This window comes from Palleniella intestinalis, from assembly GCF_013166595.1.
GTDB lineage: Bacteria > Bacteroidota > Bacteroidia > Bacteroidales > Bacteroidaceae > Prevotella > Prevotella intestinalis.
In genome coordinates, this window is record NZ_JABKKG010000004.1 from 368,579 (window position 1) to 392,267 (window position 23,689).

19 protein-coding genes and 1 pseudogene are annotated in these 23,689 nt (G+C 50.0%); 9 read left to right on the plus strand and 11 right to left on the minus strand.

Features of this window, described 5'->3' with window-relative positions; all coding sequences use genetic code 11:
* Nucleotides 1-151 precede the first annotated feature (151 nt).
* The 6 genes and pseudogenes from HPS57_RS14325 to HPS57_RS07990 form a co-directional block, all read left to right on the plus strand.
* Nucleotides 152-952, plus strand: a pseudogene (locus tag HPS57_RS14325) (YitT family protein); the annotation flags it as partial.
* A 27-nt stretch (nt 953-979) separates the two neighbouring features.
* Nucleotides 980-1,615 (plus strand): non-canonical purine NTP diphosphatase, encoded by a 636-nt coding sequence (locus tag HPS57_RS14330; protein WP_253946507.1) that lies wholly within the window; start codon nt 980-982, stop codon nt 1,613-1,615.
* A 13-nt stretch (nt 1,616-1,628) separates the two neighbouring features.
* Nucleotides 1,629-2,543, plus strand: coding sequence for a glycosyltransferase (locus HPS57_RS07975; protein ID WP_172181910.1), 915 nt, complete (start codon nt 1,629-1,631; stop codon nt 2,541-2,543).
* A gap of 41 nt (nt 2,544-2,584) precedes the next feature.
* On the plus strand, nt 2,585-4,714 hold the full coding sequence (porZ, locus tag HPS57_RS07980; RefSeq protein ID WP_172181912.1) for a type IX secretion system anionic LPS delivery protein PorZ: 2,130 nt from the start codon (nt 2,585-2,587) through the stop codon (nt 4,712-4,714).
* A 28-nt stretch (nt 4,715-4,742) separates the two neighbouring features.
* A complete protein-coding gene (locus tag HPS57_RS07985; protein ID WP_172181914.1) occupies nt 4,743-5,366 on the plus strand; it encodes a DUF4294 domain-containing protein in 624 nt (207 codons plus the stop codon).
* A 61-nt stretch (nt 5,367-5,427) separates the two neighbouring features.
* The gene (locus HPS57_RS07990) at nt 5,428-7,440 is read left to right on the plus strand and encodes an acyltransferase family protein (RefSeq protein ID WP_172181916.1); all 2,013 of its coding nucleotides are present in this window, start codon (nt 5,428-5,430) and stop codon (nt 7,438-7,440) included.
* A gap of 164 nt (nt 7,441-7,604) precedes the next feature.
* On the opposite strand, the gene HPS57_RS07995 is transcribed toward HPS57_RS07990, so the two are convergent.
* From HPS57_RS07995 to ispD, 11 genes are all read right to left on the minus strand, one after another.
* Nucleotides 7,605-8,969, minus strand: coding sequence for a DUF6080 domain-containing protein (locus HPS57_RS07995; protein ID WP_172181918.1), 1,365 nt, complete (start codon nt 8,967-8,969; stop codon nt 7,605-7,607).
* 69 nt (nt 8,970-9,038) lie between these two features.
* Nucleotides 9,039-10,481, minus strand: a complete 1,443-nt coding sequence (locus HPS57_RS08000) for a DUF6080 domain-containing protein (protein ID WP_172181920.1) — start codon at nt 10,479-10,481, stop codon at nt 9,039-9,041.
* Nucleotides 10,474-11,604 carry a glycosyltransferase gene (locus HPS57_RS08005; protein WP_172181922.1) on the minus strand — a complete coding sequence of 377 codons (1,131 nt, stop codon included), beginning with the start codon at nt 11,602-11,604 and terminating at the stop codon, nt 10,474-10,476. Before HPS57_RS08005 ends, HPS57_RS08000 begins: the two co-directional genes overlap by 8 nt.
* A 155-nt stretch (nt 11,605-11,759) precedes the next feature.
* Nucleotides 11,760-13,202, minus strand: a complete 1,443-nt coding sequence (pepD, locus tag HPS57_RS08010; protein ID WP_172181924.1) for a beta-Ala-His dipeptidase — start codon at nt 13,200-13,202, stop codon at nt 11,760-11,762.
* 78 nt (nt 13,203-13,280) lie between these two features.
* Entirely contained in the window at nt 13,281-14,339 is a 1,059-nt protein-coding gene (locus HPS57_RS14515; protein ID WP_172181926.1) for a glycosyltransferase, read from the minus strand.
* 36 nt (nt 14,340-14,375) lie between these two features.
* The gene (locus tag HPS57_RS08020; RefSeq protein WP_172181928.1) at nt 14,376-15,815 is read right to left on the minus strand and encodes a lipopolysaccharide biosynthesis protein; all 1,440 of its coding nucleotides are present in this window, start codon (nt 15,813-15,815) and stop codon (nt 14,376-14,378) included.
* Nucleotides 15,816-16,110: 295 nt separating this feature from the next.
* Nucleotides 16,111-17,175, minus strand: a complete 1,065-nt coding sequence (locus tag HPS57_RS08025; protein WP_172181930.1) for a hemolysin activation protein — start codon at nt 17,173-17,175, stop codon at nt 16,111-16,113.
* A 52-nt stretch (nt 17,176-17,227) separates the two neighbouring features.
* Nucleotides 17,228-18,034, minus strand: a complete 807-nt coding sequence (locus tag HPS57_RS08030; protein WP_172181931.1) for a LicD family protein — start codon at nt 18,032-18,034, stop codon at nt 17,228-17,230.
* Nucleotides 18,027-19,055, minus strand: a complete 1,029-nt coding sequence (locus HPS57_RS08035) for an NAD-dependent epimerase/dehydratase family protein (protein ID WP_172181932.1) — start codon at nt 19,053-19,055, stop codon at nt 18,027-18,029. Before HPS57_RS08035 ends, HPS57_RS08030 begins: the two co-directional genes overlap by 8 nt.
* Nucleotides 19,052-19,774 carry an IspD/TarI family cytidylyltransferase gene (locus HPS57_RS08040; RefSeq protein WP_172181933.1) on the minus strand — a complete coding sequence of 241 codons (723 nt, stop codon included), beginning with the start codon at nt 19,772-19,774 and terminating at the stop codon, nt 19,052-19,054. The genes HPS57_RS08035 and HPS57_RS08040 overlap by 4 nt, the downstream gene beginning before the upstream one ends.
* Before the next feature lie 197 nt (nt 19,775-19,971).
* Nucleotides 19,972-20,667 (minus strand): 2-C-methyl-D-erythritol 4-phosphate cytidylyltransferase, encoded by a 696-nt coding sequence (gene ispD / locus HPS57_RS08045; RefSeq protein WP_172181934.1) that lies wholly within the window; start codon nt 20,665-20,667, stop codon nt 19,972-19,974.
* 144 nt (nt 20,668-20,811) lie between these two features.
* On the opposite strand from ispD, the gene HPS57_RS08050 reads away from it, so the two are divergent.
* The 3 genes from HPS57_RS08050 (at nt 20,812) to HPS57_RS08060 (ending at nt 23,612) form a co-directional block, all read left to right on the plus strand.
* Nucleotides 20,812-21,984 carry a GDP-L-fucose synthase family protein gene (locus tag HPS57_RS08050; protein ID WP_172181935.1) on the plus strand — a complete coding sequence of 391 codons (1,173 nt, stop codon included), beginning with the start codon at nt 20,812-20,814 and terminating at the stop codon, nt 21,982-21,984.
* Nucleotides 21,985-22,031: 47 nt separating this feature from the next.
* Nucleotides 22,032-23,126 (plus strand): GDP-mannose 4,6-dehydratase, encoded by a 1,095-nt coding sequence (gmd, locus tag HPS57_RS08055; RefSeq protein WP_135938332.1) that lies wholly within the window; start codon nt 22,032-22,034, stop codon nt 23,124-23,126.
* A 234-nt stretch (nt 23,127-23,360) separates the two neighbouring features.
* Entirely contained in the window at nt 23,361-23,612 is a 252-nt protein-coding gene (locus tag HPS57_RS08060) for a hypothetical protein (protein WP_172181936.1), read from the plus strand.
* The last annotated feature ends 77 nt before the right edge of the window (nt 23,613-23,689 follow it).

Consider the following 23,689-nt stretch of genomic DNA (forward strand, 5'->3'; position numbering starts at 1 on the left):
GTTGCAACCTGATAAATAAACAAGAATAGAAGGGAGTTTTTATCCTCCCTTCCTCTTTTCAAAAAAGACAAAACAATAAAAACAACCGGTTATGTTGACCAAGGAAATGTTGAACAAGAAAAGAATCCTGAAGGAAGTGCATGACTACTTCATGGTTCTTGTGGGCACATTCATGTACGCTATTGGTGTGGAGCTGTTCATGCTCCCGTACCAGCTTACCACAGGAGGTGTGGCGGGTATCTCGGCTTTGATTTACTATGCCACAGGACTGCAGGTGCCGATAAGCTATGCGCTGATAAACATCACTTTCCTGATTTTCGGTGCAAGGATTCTCGGACTGAACTTCTGTATCAAGTCGCTTTTCGGCTTTGGCAGTATCACGATGTGGCTGACAGTCCTTGACCCTATTCTCAGAGACCCCGTGACCCACCAGCTGCCGCAGATTCTCGGCAACGAACTGTTCATGGCGTGCGTGCTCTCTGGTATCCTTGAAGGTCTCGGGCTTGCAATCTGTTTCTATAACAACGGCTCCACCGGAGGAACGGACATCATCATAGCCATTGTCAACAAGTACATGAATGTCTCCTTGGGACAGATGATGATGATTTGCGACATCATCATTGTCAGCAGCAGCTATTTCATTTTCCATGATGTACAGCGTATTATATTCGGCTTCATACTCCTTGTGGTGGCAGCCATGACACTCGACTATTTCATGCGAAAGCTCTGTCAGGCAGTGGAGTTCAAGGTGTTCTCGCGCAACTATTCCGCCATTGCCGACCGCATAGCGGAGGAAGGCTTCGGAGTGACGGTGCTGTCAGGTGAAGGCTGGTACACAAAGTCTGAGCGTAACGTCGTGATGTGTGTGTGCAGCAGGCGCTATGCTGAGACAATCATGCGGGCCATACAGTCTGTTGACCCGTTCTGCTTTGTCTCCGTGACAAACGCCCTCGGAGTATATGGCGAGGGATTTGAGACCATGAAGACAAAGGTAAAGAACCAGAAACCGATACTTGTCTTTGCCACCAACAGCAAGAACAAACTCGCTGAGGTACGCAGCATACTTGGGGACAGGTTTGAGATACGCTCACTGAAGGAGGTGGGATGCAACGCCGAACTGCCGGAGACTCATGACACGCTTGAGGAGAATGCTTTGGAGAAAGCACGCTATGTCAATAAATACTACGGCTTTGACTGTTTCGCTGACGACACAGGTCTTGAGGTTGATGCCCTTGACGGAGCACCGGGAGTCTACTCGGCACGCTATGCCAACATCGAGGATGCAGATTACAATGACCCTCTTGTAGGGGCCGACCATGACTCTGAGGCGAACATGCGCAAGCTCCTCCATAAGCTTGATGGCAAGGAGAACCGCAAGGCGCGCTTCCGCACCTCCATCGCTCTTATATATAAAGGTAAGGAGTATTTCTTTGATGGAATCATCAATGGCTCAATCCTTACTGAGAAGCACGGCACGGAGGGCTTCGGCTATGATCCTGTGTTCCGGCCGGAAGGTTATGACAAGTCCTTCGCGGAACTTGGGGGGGACATTAAAAACCGCATCTCACATCGTGCTTTGGCGACAGAGAAACTCGCCGGTTTCCTGCTGAAATAACAAGGCATGGTTAATGAACAGCTATGAGAACACAGAAAAGAAAAGACCGATGATTACAGCGTCAGTAGTAACTTACGACCATCATTTCCTTGACATAGAGCCGGTGTTGCGAAGTCTCTTCGCATCACCGGTGGATGTCATATATATCATTGACCATTCGGAGCACATGATGCAGTTAGAGGCGGAGCTGAAACAGTTTGCCAAGCGCGTCCTTACCGGTGAACCGGAACTGCAGAAGCGTGTTGAGGCAGGCATGCAACTCCTCTATTTCCGCCATGACAACAACGGCTATGGAGGCGGACATAATTTCGCCATGCGGAAAGCATTGAGCATCGGCAGCGAGTATCATCTTGTGGTGAACCCTGATATATGGTTCGGACCGAGAGTGATACCGGAGCTGAGGAGATACATGGACAAGCATAAGGATGTGGGGCAGATGATGCCGAAAGTCCTTTATCCCAATGGCGAGATACAACGTCTTGCGAAGATGCTTCCCACACCGTTTGACATGTTCGGACGGCTATGTCTGCCGAAGTGCATCATCAACAAGCGCAACCGCCGTTTTGAACTGGAATATTCGGGCTTCAATATGGTGCTAAACGTGCCCTTCCTTTCCGGATGTTTCATGTTCTTCCGCATGTCCGCGATACAGGAGATAAACATGTTCGATGAACATTTCTTCCTCTATGGCGAGGACATCGACATCTCGCGACGCATGAATGAGAGGTACAAGACCCTCTATTATCCGAAAGTGCCGGTCTATCATAAGTTCAGCCGCGGCTCAAGGCACAGTCTGCATCTCCTCCTTGTGCATATATTCAGCATCTGCAAGTATTTCAACAAATGGGGATGGTTCAAGGATGAACAGCGCACAGCCATAAACAACGCCCTGCAGGAACAGATTGACAAGGGCGGAATAGTTGACTGACGGCTTCATTCACTGACACCACTCCATAAAAACAAACACTCATGAGACGAATCCTCCTATCCATCCTTACCGTCCTATCCCTTACGGCGGCAGCCGAAGAGATAGGGAAGTGGACTCTCTTCCCAAGCTACTACAACATCACACAGGTGGAGCCTGCCGGCACGGATGTCTTTGCGCTTGCCTCCGGAAGCCTCTATTCCCTGCACCTTTCCGACAACTCCCTGACCACTTATTATAAGGATGATGTCTCGTCGTCCCTTGACGGAGGATGCCTTTCAAGCAGTGGTATAGGACGGATAGCATGGTGTGAAATGGCAAAAAGACTGATAGTGGCTTACGAAAACCACAAGATAGACCTGCTGTCTGTTGACAAGGATGTCAGGACTTTCACGGACCTTGCCGACAAGCAGATGACAGGCGACAAAACAATATATAATATATGTGTCTTTGGACGGCATGCGTATGTCTGCACAGGATTCGGCATCATGAAGTTCGACGCCGTCGAAGAGTATGTCGTTGATACATACAACCTCGGCATAAAGGTCAATGATGCTTTCGTGAACTCCACACACATCTATGCCCTGACAGACGAAGGAGTGAAGCGCGCACCGTTAAGCAGCAATCTGCTCAATAAAGATTCATGGACAGACAGTGGCGATGACTGGAGCACTCTGAAGCCGTCCAAGAACCTTTCCAACACTTTTGGCACACTCTTCCATGACAACAAGAACAACTGCTATTGGGGAAATGACTCGGAAGGAAAGCTCACACGATACGAGGAGGATGAATATGGCACGATGCAGCAGACAAGCAGCGGTGTTGTGCCTGACGGCCCTCTGTCGAACAGAGCGTGGAGATTGTACCTTCATGACGGCAAACTCTTTGCCACATGTGGTAATTTCAGTTTTGGAATGCCCGATTGGACAATCCCCGGTTTAGTGCAGATTTATGATAGAAACTCATGGACAAAGCTCACTGACCCCGGCAAAATGACGGGTGATGACTATCTTCACGCCAATTGCATGGTGTTTGATCCGTTGGACAAGAACCACTTTTGGGTAGGCGCATATTCAGGACTCTATGAGTATAAGGACAATATTCCTGTCAACGCCTATAACTCCAAAAACAGTTCACTGTCACCAATATATGAGATTGACGAGCGTTATTCGGTCATCTGCTCCATGGTCTACGACCCGGACGGCAACCTTTGGGCGATGAACGGATGGTGCGACGTGCCATTGGTAAGGTTCTCCCGTGACGGGAAATCACAGTCATTCCCACAGAAGGAAATATCATTTGGTGACGTTACAAACGTTGATGCTCAGAAAGCATTCGTCAGTCCTACAAACGGCTATCTATGGTGGTGCAATAATATTTGGAAAAATATTGCTGTCTACCGTTACGACTGGAAGAACAACAGTTTGACAGTATTCAACAACTTTGTAAATGAAGACGGTGCACAAATAGCTTGTAACATGATGCCCGGGATAGCAGAGGATAAAGAAGGAAACATCTGGGTGGCAACCGATGGCGGTCCGTTCTACATCCCACGTGCAGATGCCGCCGGCAGTGATGGCAACATCCTGTTCGTCCAACACAAGGTTCCGCGAAATGACGGGACAAACTATGCCGACTATCTCCTTGCCGGTGTGCCTGTAAGGACTATCGCCGTTGACGCTGCCAATCGTAAATGGATGGGTACATCGGGAGCAGGAGCCTACTTGATAAGTAGCGACAACAACAATGAAATCCATCATTTCACGACAGAAAACTCGCCACTTCTTTCAAATACAGTCTTTGATATTCTCATTGATTACGCAACCGGCATCGTCTATTTCGCGACAGATAAAGGAATATGCGCCTATCAAGGTGATGTCAGCAATGCCAATGCTGAAGGAATGGCAAAAGAGACAGTGTGGGCATACCCTAACCCTGTCACACCTGAACATACAGGCATGATTACTGTTGTAGGGCTTACTCCCGGCGCACAAGTGAAGATTCTCACCGCTTCAGGGCAGCTTGTCAACGAAGGGACATGCTCCGGAGGTTCCTACCAATGGGACGGATGCGACATGAAAGGCAGGAAAGTGGCATCGGGTGTGTATATGGTGAATGTGGCAACCCCGGACGGTGAAAAGGGCGTTGTGACGAAAATAGCCATTGTAAGATAACAAGTGACAGACAACAAAAAACAGATTAATGAGGAAACTCCTTTTCATAATACTCATTTTGTCAGCCTTCACCCTTACTGCCAATGCGCAGAAAGAGGGCGACAATCTGAAGACAACGCCGACATTCGTCCCAACGATGAAGGTCAGCAAGACCATGCTTGACGGTGACTCTGTGCAGTATATGGAGCTTAACAAGGTCTACTGCTATCCGCCGAAACTGTTCAAGAACGCCAAGGAAAGGAAACGTTACACAAGGACGATGTATAATGTCAAAAAGGTTCTGCCTATCGCCAAGGAGGTAAGGCATGTGATGCTTGAGACTTACGAGTACTTGCAGACGCTCCCGAACAAGAAGGCGCGTGAGGCTCATCTGAAACTTGTGGAGAAGGGAGTGAAGGAACAGTACACTCCGAAGATGAGGAAACTGACACTCGCACAGGGAAAACTTCTCATTAAGCTTGTCCACCGTGAGTGCAACTCTTCGGGATATGAGCTTATAAATGCTTTCATAGGACCGTTGAAAGCCGGGCTTTATCAGGTGTTCGCATGGACTTTCGGCGCGTCACTGAAGAAGACTTACGACCCGGAGAACGACCCGGAGGATGCCGAGATAGAACGCTGCGCCCGCCTCGTGGAATCAGGACAGATGTAAGAATGCTGCAAAAAAAACGGACAACAAATATTTGTTTTTATCACAGAACGCAAACAACACGATGAAACATATCTTATCCAAGGAGAACACATTGTGTGCCCAAGGCATGTCGGCCTTAGCCATTATGATCATGCATTTTGTAATGCAGATAGACGGATACCCAAGGTTTTTGAATATCTTAGGCGGTGAAGGTGTTGCAGTGTTTTTGTTTGTTTCCGGTTTCGGACTCAACGAGAGCTATAAGAAGACAGGACTGGACGGATATATCAAGAAGCGTTTCCTTAGAGTGATAATTCCTTGCTGGATAGTCTTCGCTTTCAGACTGCCTTACTTAGACACGTTTTCCATAGAGAGTTTTCTCAAAAACCTCACGTTCATAGACTCCGAACTGTGGTTTGTTGACTATATCATACAGTTATACATCGTTTACTGGCTTGCCCGCAAACTGTTCAGCAAGTACACTACACATATTCTTTTTTTCTTTGGTGCAATCTGCATATTCCGCGAACAACTTGTTTGCGAACAGGCTTTCTCGTTCTTCGCAGGCTATCTTGCATCGGAACATTACGACAAAGTACGCACCTTGAGCAAGAAAAGCATATTCAATATTACTGCCTTTTCTTTCCTTTATGCCACAGTATTCATACTCATAAAGGAGATTCCATACGTAAGACAATTCATCTGTACACTGCCATTCAATCTTCTGCTCCTTAACATAAGGATGCCTTTGGCGATAGTTGTGATTACGCTGCCATATCTTTTGCCTTGGATTAAAAAGGCCGGTTTTTTCGGGTATTTCGGAAAGATAAGCTATGAACTTTATATCGTCCACTTCAATTTTATGCCTTGCATAGCAAGTGTTGCCTCTGTGTTGAAGTTCTCTGCCATGTCAACTGTCATCGGCGATGTGTTTGCCGGGTTCAATGCCAAGCTGCGAGAAAATGGCAGGACAATCAATGGCATAGCGGCAGTATTATTCATAACAATATGCTACACCTTAAACTGCAAGTACAGCATGAGGGTCACCGAACAGTTCGGATACGAAGCAATTCCTTATGCAATGCTGCTTGCTGTTGCATTCGTGCATATCGGTATTGTGGACAGATGTATCAAACGACGCAAGAAACTCCTGTTCTTCACGCTTTTGGCAGTAATGGCTTGTGCGATGCTTGCCGTCCAGTCTTATTTCGATCCGCTTGAAAACAACGTCGACCGTTGGTCTGCAATCGATTATCCGTTGACCTATTTGTTTGACGGAGAGTTCCCTTACAATGCCCCAACTCATCTTGGAGGCAATGCATCTCCGTTTCCTATGTGGATGGTCTTCCACATTCCTTTCTGGTTCTTGGGTAATGTCGGCCTGTCGGAGATAGTGACAAGTGCTTTGTTTGCATGCAGCATTGTGCTGCTATACGGCTATAAAGCCGGTATCAAAGCCATTATATTCATCTTGCTGTCTGTAAATGTATGGTATGAAGTGGCAGTGCGCAGTGATATGATTTCCAATTTCTTCCTCCTCGGAGCCTTCCTGAACTATATGCTTTGGAGTGGGAAGACTTTGGAGAAACACCCTTATTTCGTGGCTGTTGTCTCAGGCTTGTGGCTTTCCACGCGTATAAGCACATTCTTCCCACTGTTCATAATGTTCTTCCCTTCATGGCTTCAGTCGGGCATGAAAACAAAGATAAAGGTGCCAATTATAGCATTGCTGGTCTTCTGTGCAACATTTTTGCCGTTAGTGGTATGGGACAGCAATAGCCTGTTCTTTGCAGTCAACAACCCATTTTCCCTTCAGACGCGGCAAGGTCATCCCGGTGATGTCGTTCTGCTTTTGGCTCTTGCCGTTTATCTCGCTGTCACATGGAAAGGCAACGCAAAACGTTTGATGCTGCATTCTGCACTGATGCTTCTTGCTGTAGTGGCAGTGGCATGGGGACATAATATGTTTGTTACCGATGGCTGGACATTAATTTTTACAGGCTACGACCTGACTTACTGGGATGCCGCCCTGCCGATGCTTATGACAATCCTGTGCGGCCATGAAAGGAAAGTTGAATGTTCTGAAAACAGATGACCGTTTTTGGCTGAGTGAAAGGTTACCTTTCACCGGACAAAAGGTAACGATTGACCATACAAAAGGTTACCTTTCGTTATGCGAAAGGTAACCTTTTGTCGTATGATGTGTTATGCTTTTGTAAGTGGTTTGTTATCAATTGGTTGTGGGGTGTGGTCGTTGGCTTATGAATGCTCCAAGAGTTTTCCTGCAATCAATGACAGATTATGCCACCAAAGTGTGGCGGTGAGGACAAGGAGCATAACGTGGAGCAAGGGCAAAATGTGGCGTTTGTCCATCTCTCCGGCCCTCTTGACAAGGTACGCCACGGCTATCGGGATGACGAAAGCCCAGTGGGCGGTCATGATGTAGGCATCAGAGGCGGCAAAACGCATGCCGACATGCAGGAACATGTCGAAGAGGAAAGGCAGCAGAGCCATCCACATCAACCGCTTGCGTATGGCGCAGAACAGCCCGAGTGCGAAGAGGGCGACGATAGTTCCCTCGGCGATGTATTCCCAATTGTTGCCATAACGTATGATTACAGGGCGCGGATTCTTCGTCAGATTGGCATCTTCGAGCAGATGCTCCTCATGAAGGATAAGCCCTTCCCCGAAGATGTTCTCCACGAGCAGCGGCACTCGCTCCACGGAATTGTCAGTCCATTGGAAGAGTTTGCTGTCCGTTGTCTGCCGGCTTCTCTCCTTTGCCTGCCGTAGACTGTCGGCGCGGAGCCGGACAAGGTAAGTGCTGTCCTTGGCGATTCTCTTGTCGCGCATCGTCACCTGCCATTGGTGCTCCTCCTTTTCGGTGGTTTCTGTTTGTATGAAGTACATTGCGCCAAGCATAGATGCTGGTATGAGGTAGAGCAGGGAGCGGCGCATGATGTTGTTGATTGTGAGTTTTTCCCGTGCCAGTGAAGCGATGTCCATGAGCCAAATCTTTATGCCGTTTGTCAGACTCACGCCTGCACTGACGAAGCACAGCGTCAAAGCCTGCCATGAGGAGAGACCTTCTTTGCGTCGTGTGGCGAGGAAAAGGGTGAGGATGAGCAGGAATTGCGTAATAATCATGTGGTCGGGAGCTATCGCAGCCAGCATGACATGGGAGAAAGAGTAGTGGAACAGGCACAGCAGGAGTGCGCTGCCGACGGCAAGTCCGACCACGTTGCGCAGGAGTTTGTAGAGCAGTGTCCACGTTGCGGTGCTGAGGATTGTCCACGCCACCGCCACGGTGTATATGGCGCAGTTTATGTGGAAGATGTCGTTCAGCCGGCCGTTTATCCACGAGAGCGGCCACATGTAGAGTGCCAACATAGGGTGGCGGTAGAGTTCGTAGAGAGGACGCCACTTGGAGACTGTTACGTAAGTGTGGGCGTCGAAGCCCGAAAGGCAGAAGTATTTGCGGAACACGCTCCAATAGCCCATCTTCGGATTTGTCCACGGTTCTTCATGCCACTGCACCATAAGGTAGTTGAGCAGGGCGAAGATGACCAGTCCGAGGAGTGCCACGAGGAGCGTCTCACGATGCTTTGTGATAAGTTTTTTCATGTTTTTTCAAGCTGTCAGTATTGGCATTTCTGTCAGTACTGTCAATATTGTCCATACCGTCCCACATACTTACAAGAAGTAAAGGTACTGCGTTAGCAGTGCCGTGTTCCATATCCATAAGTACACCGCCACTATAGCGAGTGCTATTGTCAGCCGCTTGCGCCACGCTTCCGGCATCGCTTTCAGCACGAAAGCCATTGTTATCGGCAGCACAAAGAGGTAGTGGGCAGACATGATGAACACCTCGTTTATGCCGAATCCGAGTCCGATGTGCAGTGCCATGTCCATGAGGAAGAATGACATCGCCGTCCACATGAAGCGTGAGCGTCTGCCGAACCATACTCCTGCGAGGAACATTGCGACAAGGAACGCTTCCACGATGTAGTTGCCCCAGTTGCGGTAGTGCACTATTACAGGGCGGTTGACGAGGACATCCTTCAGCAGATAGTCCTCATGCAGCATTATTCCCTCTCCGAAAAGCGACTCTATTGCGACATCGGTGCGCGAGGTGCTGATGTCCGTCCACCGCATGAATTCTCCCTGCGCCATCGGTTTGCCGGTATGCTTGTAGGCCGCGCTCATGGTTTTCCGTCGCTCCCTTTTCTTCTCTATCCGTGCCTTTACGCTGTCCATGACGGCGGCCACGGCAGCGCTGTCCTTCGTCTTTATTGTGTCCATGACATGCCGGCGTATGCGATCGAGCTGTTTTTTCTGCATCATCTCCTTCTTCGCCTTACGCTGCATCTCCTTCGGCCAGACAAACTCCTTGTAGCTCCAGCGTGCGCTTCCCCAAATGAGAGCTGACGGCAGAAGCACCGCAACGACAAGGTAGCCCGGGCGGAAGAAGCGTCTTCCACGCGTCACAAGTGCCGCAAGGAAGATTTTCAGACCGTTGTTCAGCGATATTCCTGCCGTGAAGAAGAACATCAGTACCGTCTGCCACCAGTTCAAAGCCCTGCCTCTCTGCAGTTTGAGGCCGCAGAGATAGAGCGTCAACACAAGGCAGAACATCGACGGACAGAAATGGTCGGGAACGAGAGTTGACAGCATTATGTAGGCGAAAGAGAAGGTCAAGGCCGAGAGGACATAACCTTCGCTGCGCCTTATGCCGATGATTTCCCAAAAGATTCTGTTCAGGAAGATGTAGGCATAGAAGGCACAGAACACGAGGATGCACGCCGTGATGATGATGGCGAAGTTAGTGTTTGTCAGTGCCATAAGACCCTCATTGAGCTTGCTGAACGGCCATACGAAGTAGGGGAGTAGCGGGTGGCGGTAGATGTTGTAGCCTATTGTCCATTTTGTCAGTACGGAATAGGTTATCGGGTCAAAGCCCGAGACGTGCCAACCCTTGATGAATTTCGCCCAAGTGTTGTTGTCCACGCCCGACAAGGCACTGAAATAGCGTGCCACATTGAGGGCGTTCAGTGCGATGAACACAAGCAGCGCGATGATTGCTCCTGTGCGCTCCTCCTTCTGTATTCTGAAGATTCCGAATAGTTTCTTAAGCATGTCTGTTGTATATGTTGATGTATTTCTCCGCTACGCTTCTTTCGCTGTAGCATGATTCGACTTTTTCTCTTGCCGCTTTGCTTAGGCTTTCCGCATTGTTCTCATAGAGGACATAGCGTATTCCATTGGCAAGGTCGTCGGCGTTCCTGTACTCTGCCACATAGCCGTTGACCTTGTGGTCAATCATCTCCGGTATGCCGCCCACATTAAAGCCCACACACGGTGTGCCGCAAGCCATGGCTTCCATGACGGTGTTTGGCAGATTGTCCTGCAAGGAAGGGGTCACGAAGGCGTCGGCGCAGGCATACAGTCGTGCCATGTTCTCTGCTCCGCTGATGTAAGGGATGTCCCTGCCCGGCGCGATGGTCACGATGTCATCGCCGAGGAGTTGCTGCGCCTTGCCCAGATAGCGTATGCCCTTGCGCTCGTCGTTGACGTTCTGCGAGACGAAAAGCACTATTTTCTTGTCCTTGGGCAGACCAAACGCCTCACGTTCCTTTGTCCTGTCGGTGGCAGGGTGGAACAGTCGGGTGTCGATAGGGTTAGGAATGGACACAATGTCCTGCCCTTTTCCGAGTGTTTTCTGCCGGGCTATGCGTGCCAGCCACTCACTGCAGGCGACGAAAGTGATGTTCTTTCGGGCGAGGATGTCTTGCTTTTTGGCGAACACTCTCTTGTCGAAAGGTGCGTCGGGCATAACGCCCTCGGTGTAGTGCCATACACTTTCCAAGGACCATTCGTCATGCATTGTCCATACGATGCGCTTTCCGCTCTCCGTGATTTTGCGGATTGTGTCAAGGGAAAGAAACCCTTGGTTTATCCAATGGAGGTGGATTATGTCGGCTTCCATGAACTCCCGTATGGTTGTTATGTCCTGTCCGAATAGTGCAGGGTCGGTAGCCCACAGGTCTTTTGCGGAGAATCCTTTGGCAATCCATATCGCCAGACGCTCGAAAATGGAGCTCCACGACTGTTTCCGCAGTGCTTTCGGCCCCCAAGATATGTTCTTCCGGCATAGCATTGTGGCAGAGACACCGTTATGGTTCAGTGCGCTTAGCAGTCTGTTGGCTGCTATCGCCGCCCCTCCGGTGTGCTCGAATGTGCTGAGGATAAGGACTTTCATGGTGATGTTGGGTTGTGGGTTAAGGTTAAGAGACTCATCATGTTTTCTCAGGATGCAGCATGATTAATCAAGATGCAACATGATGAATCATGACAAAACATGTTATATCATGATTCATCATGCTACCGCCAATTATCTGAAACCGCCGGAATGACCTACATCCTTGCCAGCATTTCGATGACAACACGCCGTATATTGTCTACTGTGGAGAGCTGAACTCTCTCGCTTGTGCTGTGCGGTTCGAGGATGCGAGGCCCTATACTTGCGATGTGTATGCCGGGAAATTTCTGCACGAAGTAGCCCGCTTCGAGGACGAAGTGCATAGCAGTCTTCTTCGGTTCGAAGCCAAGTACATCGCGGAAGGTATCGCAGGCAAGTGTGATAAGTTCGCTGTCGCTGTCCTCCTGCCATGCCGGAGCGTTCATGACGGTGTCGACTGTCGCGCCACTGATGACGAAAATGCGCCTGATTTGGTCTGCAAGCTGCTCCATTTTGTTATCGTCAAGGCTCCGAGTGTGGGTAGTTATGTCGAATGTTGTGGCGGTTTGCCTTACAGTACCTATGTTGTTGCTTGTCAACGGAGTGCCCTCTATTGACGGATGCATCTCGATTGGTCCGACAGGAATACCGTTAAGGCAGGCGAGAAGAAGATGAGTACCCTCCTCGCTGACGATTGTGCTGTGCCATACAGATGGCTCACAAGCCACCGAAATGCCGGTGTCCGTGCTTCCGAACTGCTGCTTTACAGCCTCGTGACACTGGCTTGTAAGTGTCTCGAAAGCCACGGCCTTGTCCTTCGGGAGTACGATTTTCGCCTCTGCATTACCAGGGATAGAGGCAGCAGCTGTGCCACCGTTGAAGCTGACAAGGTACAGTTTGATGTCCAGTTGGCGTATTGCCACTAACAGAAGGTTGGCAAGAACCTTGATGGCGTTTGCCCTTCCGCGAGTTATGTCCACACCACTGTGGCCGCCTTTTCCGCCTTTCACAGTCACGGTGTATGTCACATAACCGTCAGGTTTCTGTATTTTCTTGAACGGAAGGTGTGCGGTCTGTATGAACGCCCCTGCTGCTCCCACGGTGATTTCGTCATACGCTTCCGAGGCAAGGTTAAGCACCCGTCTGCCACGTATGAAGTCTTGTGCCAACGAAGCGGCACCGCTCATGCCGTCCTCCTCGTTGGTTGTCGTCAGCACCTCCAACGCCGGATGCTTCAAAGAGTCGTCAGCGAGTATGGAAAGTGCCATTGCAAGCCCCATACCGTTATCTGCTCCGAGGGACGTACCTTTGGCACGCATCCATTTCTCTCCGTCGATTTCGATGGTCTCAGGTGTGATTCCGTCCTTCAGAGGGTTAAAGCTGAAGCCCTCGTCTGCCACGCAGACCATGTCCATGTGGTTCAGAATGACCACTGGTTCATGGTCCTCATAGCCCGGAGAGGCAGGTTTTTCGATGACAACACAGTTCTCTTTGTCCCTCCGCCAATGCAGTCCGTGGCTGTCGGCGAACGTGCATAGGAAGTCCGCCACCTTGCTTTCGTGGTGCGACGGGCGAGGGATGGTGCATAGGGTGTTGAATATGTCGTAGTGTGAGTTCATTGGTTTTGGATGTTTTTGGGGGCAGTGCTGACAGTAATGTCAATATTGTCAGTACTGACTTTATTGTCAAAATTGTCGCTATTTCTCAAATTTCCTTAGCGCATTCGCCACAATGCGTGCGCAGTTGGCTATGTTGTACGTCGATTCGGCAAGGCTTCTTGCACGCTTGCCCATGAGGGATGCCTCCTCCGGATTGTCCGAAATGCGGCGTATGGCGTTGACCCAACCCTCAGTGTCGTTGTAGTCTACGGTTATGCCACACCCTTCTTCTTCCGCATCGAAAGGCTGGTTAGGGTTCTTGGAGATAATCACCGGCATACCGAAAGCGAGTGCTTCGACAAGCGTTGTGAGACCCACCGTGTAGTTTGTCTCCTTGCAACAGATGCAGACACACTTATGCGGGAGAATCCTTTCCGCAAGTTCCGGAATCCACATCGTACGGTTTATGGTCACGGAAACATTCTCCGGAATGCTCGCAACACTAAGCATCTCCTCATAATTCGTGCCGCAACAGTCGGCAGCCGTTATCAGGTCAAGGTGTTGGTCACTGCATTTCGCAAAGGCAGCAAGCAATGTCGGCATGTCGCGACGTTCCTTTCCTGTGGAGATAAAGTCCTTTCTTTCGCAGGGATGTGCTGCCATCAGCCGGTCGTAATAAGCAAGGTCGGCACCCCATGGGCATTGCTCCGCCTTGTCCCTTGTGACCTTTCCCGTTGCCAAAGACACCTCAAGGAGATGGTCACTGAAGAAGAACATGTGGTCGATGCCCTTGTAAAAGAGCCGTGAAACCATGTTCTTCAGCCATCCTTTCGATACGACTACAGGCTGGTGATGCCACAGAATAATCGGTTTGCGGTACAGACCCAGGGCGCGAAGGAATATGAGCAGTTCGAGACCATTATACTTTGTGGCATAGACAGCGTCAAACTTCTCCTTGCAGAAGATGACCTTTGCGGCGTTCCTCATTGCCGAAACGATACGGCTGCCGTCAGCTTTGGAATGCTTGTGCATGACCACACCGATGCCTTCGTCCGGAAGATGCGTCGCACCATACAGAAGATGAGCGGGAAAACGCCCGGCTTTCCACTCTCTGTAGATGTAGTTAAGGTCCTGTGTATGATAGAAATATACGGTCACGATACTCTTTGTTTGTCTTTTTGTCTTGATTGTTTCTTATTTCTTTTTGCGCAAAAATGCGATGCACTCCCTCATGTCCTTTCTGCTGAAAAGCCATACAAAGGCAAGGTAAATGGCAACCGCAATCGCGATTTTCGCCACGAGAAGCAGATAGATGTTTCCTATTCCGTCCGTCAGCAGCTTTGTAATTTGCATTGTGGTATAGGCAAACAAGCAGAAAGGAAGTATGTCCCTGACAGCCTGCAAAGCACAGAAACCAATCTCACGCCTTACGAAATGATGCCAGATTGCCGTCCAAATGATGATTACAGCGACATACGCCCTGACCATATCCGTCACGTCTCCGCCAAGGAAATGTATGGCAAGGATTGTGGAAAGCATGACAATGCCCTGGCAGATGATGTTCCACATGTAGATGTTTGACTTGCCCCGGGAAATCACCATATTATAATATAGCGCGGAAATCGGCAGGAATGCGCCTCCGATGCACAGTGTCTGCATGAGGTAAGCCGAAGGAAGCCACTTCTCCGTGATAAGGATTGTGATGAATTCCGGTGCCACAAGGGCAAGCCCGAAGCATACGGGGAAGGACACGATGCACGTGAAACGCAGCATTTTGGAGAATGCCCGGCACAGGCGTTCCTTGTCGTCGCCAATCTCGACAAAGGCAGGTTGCGCCACGCCCTGCACCATTCCCGTGATGACGGAGGTGCCCATGGTGTTCCATTTGTTGGCCTGATTGTAGACGCCCACCTCACTTTTCGAGTATATCTTGCCCAGAACGACGGCGAAAATGTTGTTGTTCACCTGCTGAAAGATGTTTGTCAGTAGCATACGGCTTGAGAATCCGAACATCTCACGTACCGGCTGCATCGTTATTTCGAGCGAGGGACGCCAGCCGGAGATTATCCAGCTCACGACGGAAACCATCAGTGTGTAGATAAGGCTCTGCGTGGCAAGTCCCCAATACGCCATGCCTGCGAATGCCATCGACACTCCCACGATGCCTGAAACGAGCAGGGAGACGGTGGAGATGATGGCGAGTTCCTTCTGCCGCAACTGCTTGAAGAGCATCGCCCTTGGCACAATGGAGAACGAGGCGGCAAGGAAACACAGGCTGTAATACCTGAACAGCGGTGTCAGCAGCGGTTCGTCGTAGAACCGTGAGAGCAAAGGAGCGCCGAGGAAGAACAGGCAATAGAGTCCCATGCTCACTCCGATGTTGAACCAAAAGACAGAGTTATAGTCGCGGTGCGTGGCGTTCTTGCGGTTGGTCAGTGCCGTGACGAACCCGCTGTCCTGCAAAGCGGCGGCGATAGAGGTGAAAATCACCATCATGCCTATCAGTCCATAATCCTCTTTGGACAAGAGCCTGCCGAGCACGACACCGAAAATCATGTTGAGAATCTGCATCGCACCGTTGTTCATCGCTCCCCAGAGGAAGCCTTTTGCGGTCTTTTCTTTAAGGGTCGCCATTGGCTGTTGTTGCTTTCGTTTGTCAGGGTTAAGGCTGCTGCCGGTCACTGTTGAAAAATGGTTTATATGGCTGTATGTCAGCGTTTTGTGCGCTATGTGCCGGTGGCGGATAGCTATGCTTTTGCGAAAGGTAACACTTTACTGTACAAAAGGTAACACTTTATGGTGCAAAAGGTAACACTTTGCATGGTGAAAGGTAACCTTTTGCAAGGCCCGTTGATACACATGGTTTTTCTGCAGGACAATGCTACATGATGTAAGGCATAAGTCCGGTATGGCAAGGCAATGCCTTTCATTATCCGAGAGTCTTCTTTATGCGGTTTCGGAGTGAAGAGATTATGGTGCTGAAATTGCCCTTGCGGAGGTTCAGCCACAGTTCTTCGAGAGAGTATTGTACCTTGCGCCATGGGTTGTCCCACGCGTTCCGCAAGTACCAGCGTTGCTGATAGCCCGGTTCTTCAACCACTTCGGCAGGGTGGGAGAGCGGAAACTGCAACTCATGTCGTCTCATGGTGAACTGCCGTCGCAGGCGTTTCGGCTGCAAATCAAGCTGTGTGGCGTAGTGCGTCCCTCCGTCAAGGCCGATGTTGTTGATAAGGTTCACGGACGGCATTATGGCAAGTCCGTCGTTGAGGGTCATGTATGCCCAGAAGATAGTCTCGTAGTAAGGGATGCCGGTCGTGCTGTGTTGCAGGCAGAGTGGGATCATCTCGCTGCGCTGCCGGTGGAGTTTCGCCTTCTCTTTCAGCTTCTCGAACTGCGCCTTGTCATGCACAAAACCATATTCGCCGTCAAGATTCCTTATCACTCTTGCCCACGAAGCCCAGCCCCAAATGGAGAAAGCGCGTGTGAAAAAGTAGTCGGGAACGGTGCCGTTGACCGCTTTCAGATGCTTCCGCGAATCCTCGTCAGTGTTGAATCCTGCAACCATTGTCACCCGAGGGTCATCCTCGTACTTGTCAAGCATCTCCTTACAGAACGTGAAGAATGACAGGCTCGGCACATCATCGTCCTCAAGGACTATGCACTTGTCCGTCAGCGAGAACGCCCATTGCTGCGAAAGGAACTCGCTCGGGTCACATCCGAGGTTCTTCTCTTGGTAGTTTCTGTGCACCTCACAGTCCCAGTCGATCATCGTGTCGTCCACCATACGGCGGCATTCCTCTATGCCCTGCCGGTCCTTTGAAAGGCGGATGTCCGTCACAGGTGTGCCGTCCTTTGCCACAAGGCGTGGCCCGTCCTGAAAGAGGAACAGGCGTTTCGGGCGCGCTTTCCTGACCTCCGCCCACACTTTCCCGAAGTGGTCGGGACGCGCATGGAAGAGTAATAGTACCGATATGTCAACGAGTGCCGGTTTCATGTTGTAGTGTTTTTTGTTGGAAATGTTGTCTTTTGTGCTCTTTTCCGCATGGTCATTTTCCTGAAAGAGTCTCGAGGAAGAACACTGCGTGTCCCTTTCTCTTGTCCTCAGGCGGCAGTTTCATGTAGTCCTTGTACAGATCTTTGAGGTAAGCGTCAGGGTTTGCAGGGGCGAGAAACTCCTTTCCCTCGAATGAAATCGGCTTAACGGGGAAGATAGAGTCCTTGCGGTGCATGATGCCATAGCCGTTGTCGGAGATGCGGTTGCCGAAATATGTGTCATGTTTCAGCAACATATTTGCCGCTTTCCACATTATATTATAATAGGCTCTTTTCGCTCCGAACCAAAACAATTCTGCCACGGCGCGCCATGAATAGACATGCTGTTGGAGCAGAATGCCGTTTGCGCGGCAGTAACCACGGCACACTCGCTTGCAGAAACCTTGTGATATGGTCGGGTAGGAGTGCATCGGGAAGATGTCCACAAACAGCCCTTTGCAGTATGGACGACTGAAATCGTCGCCGTACTCCACCACGAACGAGTCGCGGTCGCGCACCTTTATTGTCGGCAGACGGCATGACGGGTCGGTCTCCATGGTCTGGAGAAACATGCTCTCAGGCAGCTCTTTCCGTGCCACTTCGGCAAAGCGCGGGATGTCCTCCGTGCGCATTGCGATGTCGATGTCATCATCCCAGGGGATGAACCCCTTATGGCGGACAGCGCCGAGACACGTCCCTCCGTCAAGCCAGTAGTCTATTTTGTGGCGGACGCAGATGTCGTGTATCGCGCAAAGTATGGCAAGTTCCTTCCTGTGCACTGCAGGAAGATGCCTTTTGTTGTATTCTTCGAGTTCAGTCATTCTTCAAAATGTGTATCGTCCGCGCCACGGCATCCCTCATTGTGTACATTGGAGTGAAGCCCGAATTGCGGAGCTTTTCGGTGTCAAGTATGGCGTTCATCGCCACGGAGAACCCTTTCCGCTCGCTCTCGGAAGGAAGGTCGAAGACAACTTTCCTGCCACACAGTTCCGCACAAAGCCCAGCAAAGTCCCTCAGATGGACATTGCAGCTGTCGTTGGCGATGTTGTATGCCATGTCGTCCGTGCCGTTCAGCATGATGTGGAGCATTGCAGCGACAGCGTCGGCGGTGTAAGTGTAGGAGAAAAACTGCTTTCCCTCCGATTTAAGCACTATGTCCTCACCGTCAAGAGCCTTCTTTATGAACTGTGAGGAAGCCTTGCTGTCCGACATCAGCATTGTCGGTCCGAAGACACGACTAAGGCGCACAATCTTCACTTTCACGCCATATTCCGCGCCATACGACTGGCACAGAGCCTCGCAGGAACGCTTTGACTCCGAGTAGCCGGCACGGCTTGTGGCGAGATTCAGCATACCTGTGTAGTCCTCGGTGAACACATCGTTGCCGCGTGCGTTGCCATAAATCTCCACGGTGCTCGGGTAAAGCACTGTCGCGCCACACCTTCGTGCGAGTTCGAGAGCATGTTCCGCCCCTTTAAGGTTGATGAGCATCGTCTCCGCCGGGTATTGTGAGTAGGCGAGAGGGTGGGTGTTGCTCGCAAGAGGGATGATGTAATCGGCGGTGATGTCTTCAGGAAAAGGCAGCATGACGTCCTGTTCGAGGAAAGAGAAGAGTGGGGAAGAGAAATGTTCTCCCAACCTTTCGGCAGCCCTTTCACGGTTTCTTCCCACGGCAATGATGCCCACATCGCCGAGAGTCATGAGCGCATCGATGAGGTGGACGCCAAGAAGTCCTGTTGCACCGGTGACGATGATGCGTTTCCCTTGCAGCCTTTCAATGCCTTTCACGCTGAGGACATTGCGGATGTCTTCTGTATATAATGGATGTTTCTTGTTAATCATTTCAGCCAGTTGTCCTTTCCTTTGGTAAGATAACCCTTGAAAAGCTCAAGGTCATCCTTGGTTGTCAGTTTGATGTTCTTGTCAGAACCCTTTGCAAAATGCAGCCTTACGCCCAGTTCAACCATCATTGTGTTGGTGTAATGTGAGCCGTAAATGCCTATTTCCTTTGTGAAAGCCTCGTGGTATTTCTCACTGAGCAGGTCGTAGCGGTATGCCTGTGGGGTGGAGACACGCCGCAGAGTCTCGCGCGGAATAAACTGTGTTGTTGTCGTTTCGTCATTGCTGTCGACGACGAAAATCTGCTCATTGTACGGCATGGAGGTAACAGCGTTGCCGTAGGTGGCGGCTTTCTCTATGACATCCGTCAGCACAGTGTCGTCGATAAGCGGGCGGATGCCGTCGTGGATGACCACGATGTCGTCAGGCGAGCATGTCCCTTCGAGGTGCGCAACACCATTGCGGATGCTCTCCTGGGCACTGTTTCCGCCCGGTACTATCCACTGCAGCTTCGTGATGTTGAACTGGTTGGCGTACGCTTCGACAACCTTTTCCCAGCCGCTGATGCAGACAACGCCTATCGCATCGATGCCCGGATGCTTCTGGAAGCCCTCGAGAGTGTAGATGAGTACAGGCTTGTCATAGACGTTTATGAACTGTTTGGGGATGTCCTGCCCCATTCTGTTGCCCGAGCCTCCTGCTATGATGATTGCTGTGTTCATTTCGTTTCGTTATGGAATATGCTTGTTCTTTGCCGCCCTCCGTTACTGTGTAACGGCATGCGTAGTGCAAAAGTAATGAAATTTTCCTGACTGTGCAAATGTGGAGTGCTTTATTTGTTGCATAAAGCGTCAGCCATTGTAAGATGAAGTGCTACATTTTTGTTTTGCAATGTGTTTTTATGTTTTTGTGAAGTGTGTCACCGTACCCTGCCAAGGATGTGCTCCTCCACAGTTTTCAGGTCATCGCGGTAAGTCACTTTGATGTTTATTGGGTCGCCCTCGACCACGAAAATGGGAGTGTCCGGCAAGTAGCGGAACACCACGGAGCAGTCGTCCGTCGGCATGAAAGCCGGGTCCTGCAGGGCAAGCTCAAATGCACGGCGGATTGTTCCGCAGCGGAAGCCCTGCGGTGTCTGCACGTTGCGGAGGCTGTTGCGTGACGGTATGCGCACGATTCTGCCGTCGGGTGCTGTCTCGATGATAGTGTCTGTCGTCGGAACTGCCACATCCACAGCCTCATACCGGTCAAGGGAGTCAAGGCAATCATTGATGATGCGCTGTGTCACCAACGGTCGCACACAGTCGTGCAGGAGCAGGCGGTCATTGTCATTGCTGCATGTGCTTATGGCGGCGAGTGACGAATGGTAACGCTCCTTGCCACCGCAAAGGACATGTTTCACCTTGGCATAGCCGTTGTCAGCAACCATTTTACGGACTTCTTCGATATAATCCTCGCGTGAGACGATGGCAATCTCATCGATGCGCGGATTGTCATGGAAAGCCTCGATTGTATGCTCGATAATCATTTTTCCCGCCACACGGAGGAACTGTTTCGGTTTGTCGCCGCCGACACGCGAACCGCTGCCGCCGGCAAGGATTACTGCAATATTCATAGATATATGATAAAAATATGTGCAAAATTATTGTTTTTTTTTGAAATTCTAAGATTATTATAATATTTTTGCTATCTTTGCAGTGATTTTTAGACTTAAACTATATATAGAAAGAGGTTTACAAACAAAAAGAGAATTAGGATAATGAAACTGAGAAAAGACAGCAAAATCTATGTTGCCGGTCATCGTGGCTTGGTGGGTTCTGCCATTTGGAACAACCTGAAAGCCCGCGGTTATGACAATCTTGTAGGACGTACGCACAAGGAACTGGACCTCACGGACCAGGTTGCCGTGCGCGCTTTCTTTGACGAGGAGCGTCCCGATGCGGTAGTCCTTGCGGCAGCTTTCGTGGGCGGAATCATGGCTAACTCGCTGTACCGTGCCGACTTCATGATGATGAACATGAAGATGCAGTGCAACGTCATCAGTGAGGCGTATGCCCACGGTGTGCAGAAACTCCTGTTCCTCGGAAGCACATGCATCTATCCGAAGAACGCTCCGCAGCCGATGAAGGAGGATTGCCTCCTCACTTCCGAACTGGAGTACACGAATGAGGAGTACGCCATTGCGAAGATTGCGGGCTTGAAGATGTGTGAGTCATACAACTTGCAGTATGGTACGGACTACATTGCCGTGATGCCTACCAACCTTTACGGTCCGAATGACAATTTCCACCTTGAAAACTCACATGTGATGCCTGCGATGATGCGCAAGATTTACCTTGCGAAACTCATCCATGAGAGCGATTGGGATGCTTTGCGCAAGGACATGGACATCCGTCCTGTGGAGGGTGTCGACGGCAAGGCAAGCAACGAGGAGATAGAGAAAGTGCTGGCGAAATACGGCATAGAGAACAATCGTGTGACACTGTGGGGCACAGGCACTCCGCTCCGCGAGTTCCTTTGGAGTGAGGATATGGCGGACGCTTCCGTGCATTGCCTGCTCAACGTGGAGTTCAAGGACATTATCGGCATAGAGAAATATTCCAGTGTTCATTATGGCGCGAGTGTCGATGGTGCTGTTGACCGCAACCATTCCGCAGGCCGTGGCGGTGCGATTCCGTCACTCGGTGAGATAAGGAACTGCCATATCAATGTCGGAACGGGTAAGGAACTGACTATCCGTGAGTTGTCCGAACTTGTGGTGAAGGCAGTAGGTTTTGAGGGAGAAGTATGCTTTGACGCAAGCAAACCTGACGGAACGATGCGCAAACTCATAGATGTCTCCAAGCTCCATTCTCTCGGTTGGACGCACAAAGTGGAGATTGAGGACGGTGTGCAGAAACTTTTTGAATGGTACAAGGAGTCAATTTCTTAATGTAATAAAAATAAAATATTCAAAACAATAAACAACAGAAAGTATCTATGGAAAAGAAAGTAGCATTGATTACAGGTGTGACAGGTCAGGACGGAAGTTACCTCTCAGAGTTCCTCCTCGACAAGGGTTATGAGGTTCATGGTATCATCCGCCGCTCCAGTGTGGACTACCGAGAGCGTATAGCGCACCTCGAAGGAACTCCGCATTTCCACCTTCACTATGCCGACATGACAGACTCTATGTCGCTTGTGAAGCTTGTCGGACTTGTGCGCCCTGACGAAATATATAACCTTGCTGCACAGTCACATGTGCAGGTGAGCTTCGACGCTCCGGAGTTCACTGCCGATGTTGATGCGACAGGTGTGCTCCGTGTGTTGGAGGCTGTGCGCACAAACCATCTGGAGAAGACTTGCAAGATTTATCAGGCTTCCACTTCAGAGCTTTATGGAAAGGTGGAGGAAGTGCCTCAGAATGAGAAGACTCCGTTCCATCCTTACTCTCCTTACGCTGTTGCAAAGCTCTACGGCTTCTGGATTATCAAGGAGTACCGTGAGGCATACGACATGTTCTGCTGCTCAGGCATACTCTTCAACCACGAGTCAGAGCGTCGTGGCGAGACATTCGTGACAAGAAAGATTACTCTTGCTGCCGCACGCATCGCTCAGGGAAAGCAAGACTGCCTCTATCTCGGTAACCTTGACTCTCTCCGCGACTGGGGCTATGCCAAGGATTATGTTGAGTGTATGTGGCTTATCCTTCAGCACGATACACCGGAAGACTTTGTCATCGCTACCGGTGTGCAGCATACTGTCCGCGAGTTCGCAACTCTCGCATTCCACTATGCCGGCATAGAGCTGCGTTGGGAAGGCGAAGGCGTCAACGAGAAGGGTATCGATGTGAAGACAGGCAAGGTCGTTGTCGCTGTCAGTGAGGACTTCTACCGTCCTACAGACGTTGTCAACCTCTGGGGCGACCCTACAAAGGCGAAGAACGAACTTGGCTGGAATCCGCAGACAACTTCTTTCGAAAAGCTTGTTGAGATAATGGTTGCGCATGACATGCAGAAGGTTGCTGCCGAGCATGTTGCCAGCGTGATGCGTACAAACCTCGCCGAGTACCTCGAAAAAGGCGTTGTGAAATAATCGCAACCGTATGGCAATCATTGTTTTGACTGCCATTTTATGATAATGAAAAACAGCGGCATGCCTTCAATGAAAGGTGTGCCGCTGTTGGTTAATAGTGGTGTCTGTGGTTTTGATAAATGTATTTGTGTAATTTCAACTGTAAGAGGATTTTTCTCGTTTTATTTGCAGGATTGACAGAAAATTTATATATTTGCGTTTGAAATAGCTTAACTGATAAATTTGCAAGCAATTATGGAGACTTATAATACATTGACATTGAATGTCCCGGTAAGCAAGATGAAACTTTTGCGTTCCTTGGCAAAGGAACTGGGATGTACTGTGCAGAAGAGCAGAAAGAATAAACTTTCTGTTAGTCCGAGCGGTGACAAATGGTTTGAGAATCCGGAGAATCTTGCTGCGATATGTCGTGGTGAGGAGGATTTGAGGAATGGCCGTTGTCGCACAATGACTATGGAAGAGATACAAGATGCTTTAGGCTTATGAAATATCAACTCGTATTTGTAGTTAAGCTCTTTGGAATTTTACCTGCTGACAAGTGAATATCCGCTTATGGGTATTGC

Bases quoted from the DNA above. Each gene is read 5' to 3' on its own strand.
- HPS57_RS14330 (WP_253946507.1), top strand. From the start codon at position 980: ATGAAGACAAAGGTAAAGAACCAGAAACCGATACTTGTCTTTGCCACC.
- HPS57_RS07975 (WP_172181910.1), top strand. From the start codon at position 1,629: ATGAACAGCTATGAGAACACAGAAAAGAAAAGACCGATGATTACAGCG.
- porZ (WP_172181912.1), top strand. From the start codon at position 2,585: ATGAGACGAATCCTCCTATCCATCCTTACCGTCCTATCCCTTACGGCG.
- HPS57_RS07985 (WP_172181914.1), top strand. From the start codon at position 4,743: ATGAGGAAACTCCTTTTCATAATACTCATTTTGTCAGCCTTCACCCTT.
- HPS57_RS07990 (WP_172181916.1), top strand. From the start codon at position 5,428: ATGAAACATATCTTATCCAAGGAGAACACATTGTGTGCCCAAGGCATG.
- HPS57_RS07995 (WP_172181918.1), bottom strand. From the start codon at position 8,969: ATGAAAAAACTTATCACAAAGCATCGTGAGACGCTCCTCGTGGCACTC.
- HPS57_RS08000 (WP_172181920.1), bottom strand. From the start codon at position 10,481: ATGCTTAAGAAACTATTCGGAATCTTCAGAATACAGAAGGAGGAGCGC.
- HPS57_RS08005 (WP_172181922.1), bottom strand. From the start codon at position 11,604: ATGAAAGTCCTTATCCTCAGCACATTCGAGCACACCGGAGGGGCGGCG.
- pepD (WP_172181924.1), bottom strand. From the start codon at position 13,202: ATGAACTCACACTACGACATATTCAACACCCTATGCACCATCCCTCGC.
- HPS57_RS08020 (WP_172181928.1), bottom strand. From the start codon at position 15,815: ATGGCGACCCTTAAAGAAAAGACCGCAAAAGGCTTCCTCTGGGGAGCG.
- HPS57_RS08025 (WP_172181930.1), bottom strand. From the start codon at position 17,175: ATGAAACCGGCACTCGTTGACATATCGGTACTATTACTCTTCCATGCG.
- HPS57_RS08030 (WP_172181931.1), bottom strand. From the start codon at position 18,034: ATGACTGAACTCGAAGAATACAACAAAAGGCATCTTCCTGCAGTGCAC.
- HPS57_RS08035 (WP_172181932.1), bottom strand. From the start codon at position 19,055: ATGATTAACAAGAAACATCCATTATATACAGAAGACATCCGCAATGTC.
- HPS57_RS08040 (WP_172181933.1), bottom strand. From the start codon at position 19,774: ATGAACACAGCAATCATCATAGCAGGAGGCTCGGGCAACAGAATGGGG.
- ispD (WP_172181934.1), bottom strand. From the start codon at position 20,667: ATGAATATTGCAGTAATCCTTGCCGGCGGCAGCGGTTCGCGTGTCGGC.
- HPS57_RS08050 (WP_172181935.1), top strand. From the start codon at position 20,812: ATGAAACTGAGAAAAGACAGCAAAATCTATGTTGCCGGTCATCGTGGC.
- gmd (WP_135938332.1), top strand. From the start codon at position 22,032: ATGGAAAAGAAAGTAGCATTGATTACAGGTGTGACAGGTCAGGACGGA.
- HPS57_RS08060 (WP_172181936.1), top strand. From the start codon at position 23,361: ATGGAGACTTATAATACATTGACATTGAATGTCCCGGTAAGCAAGATG.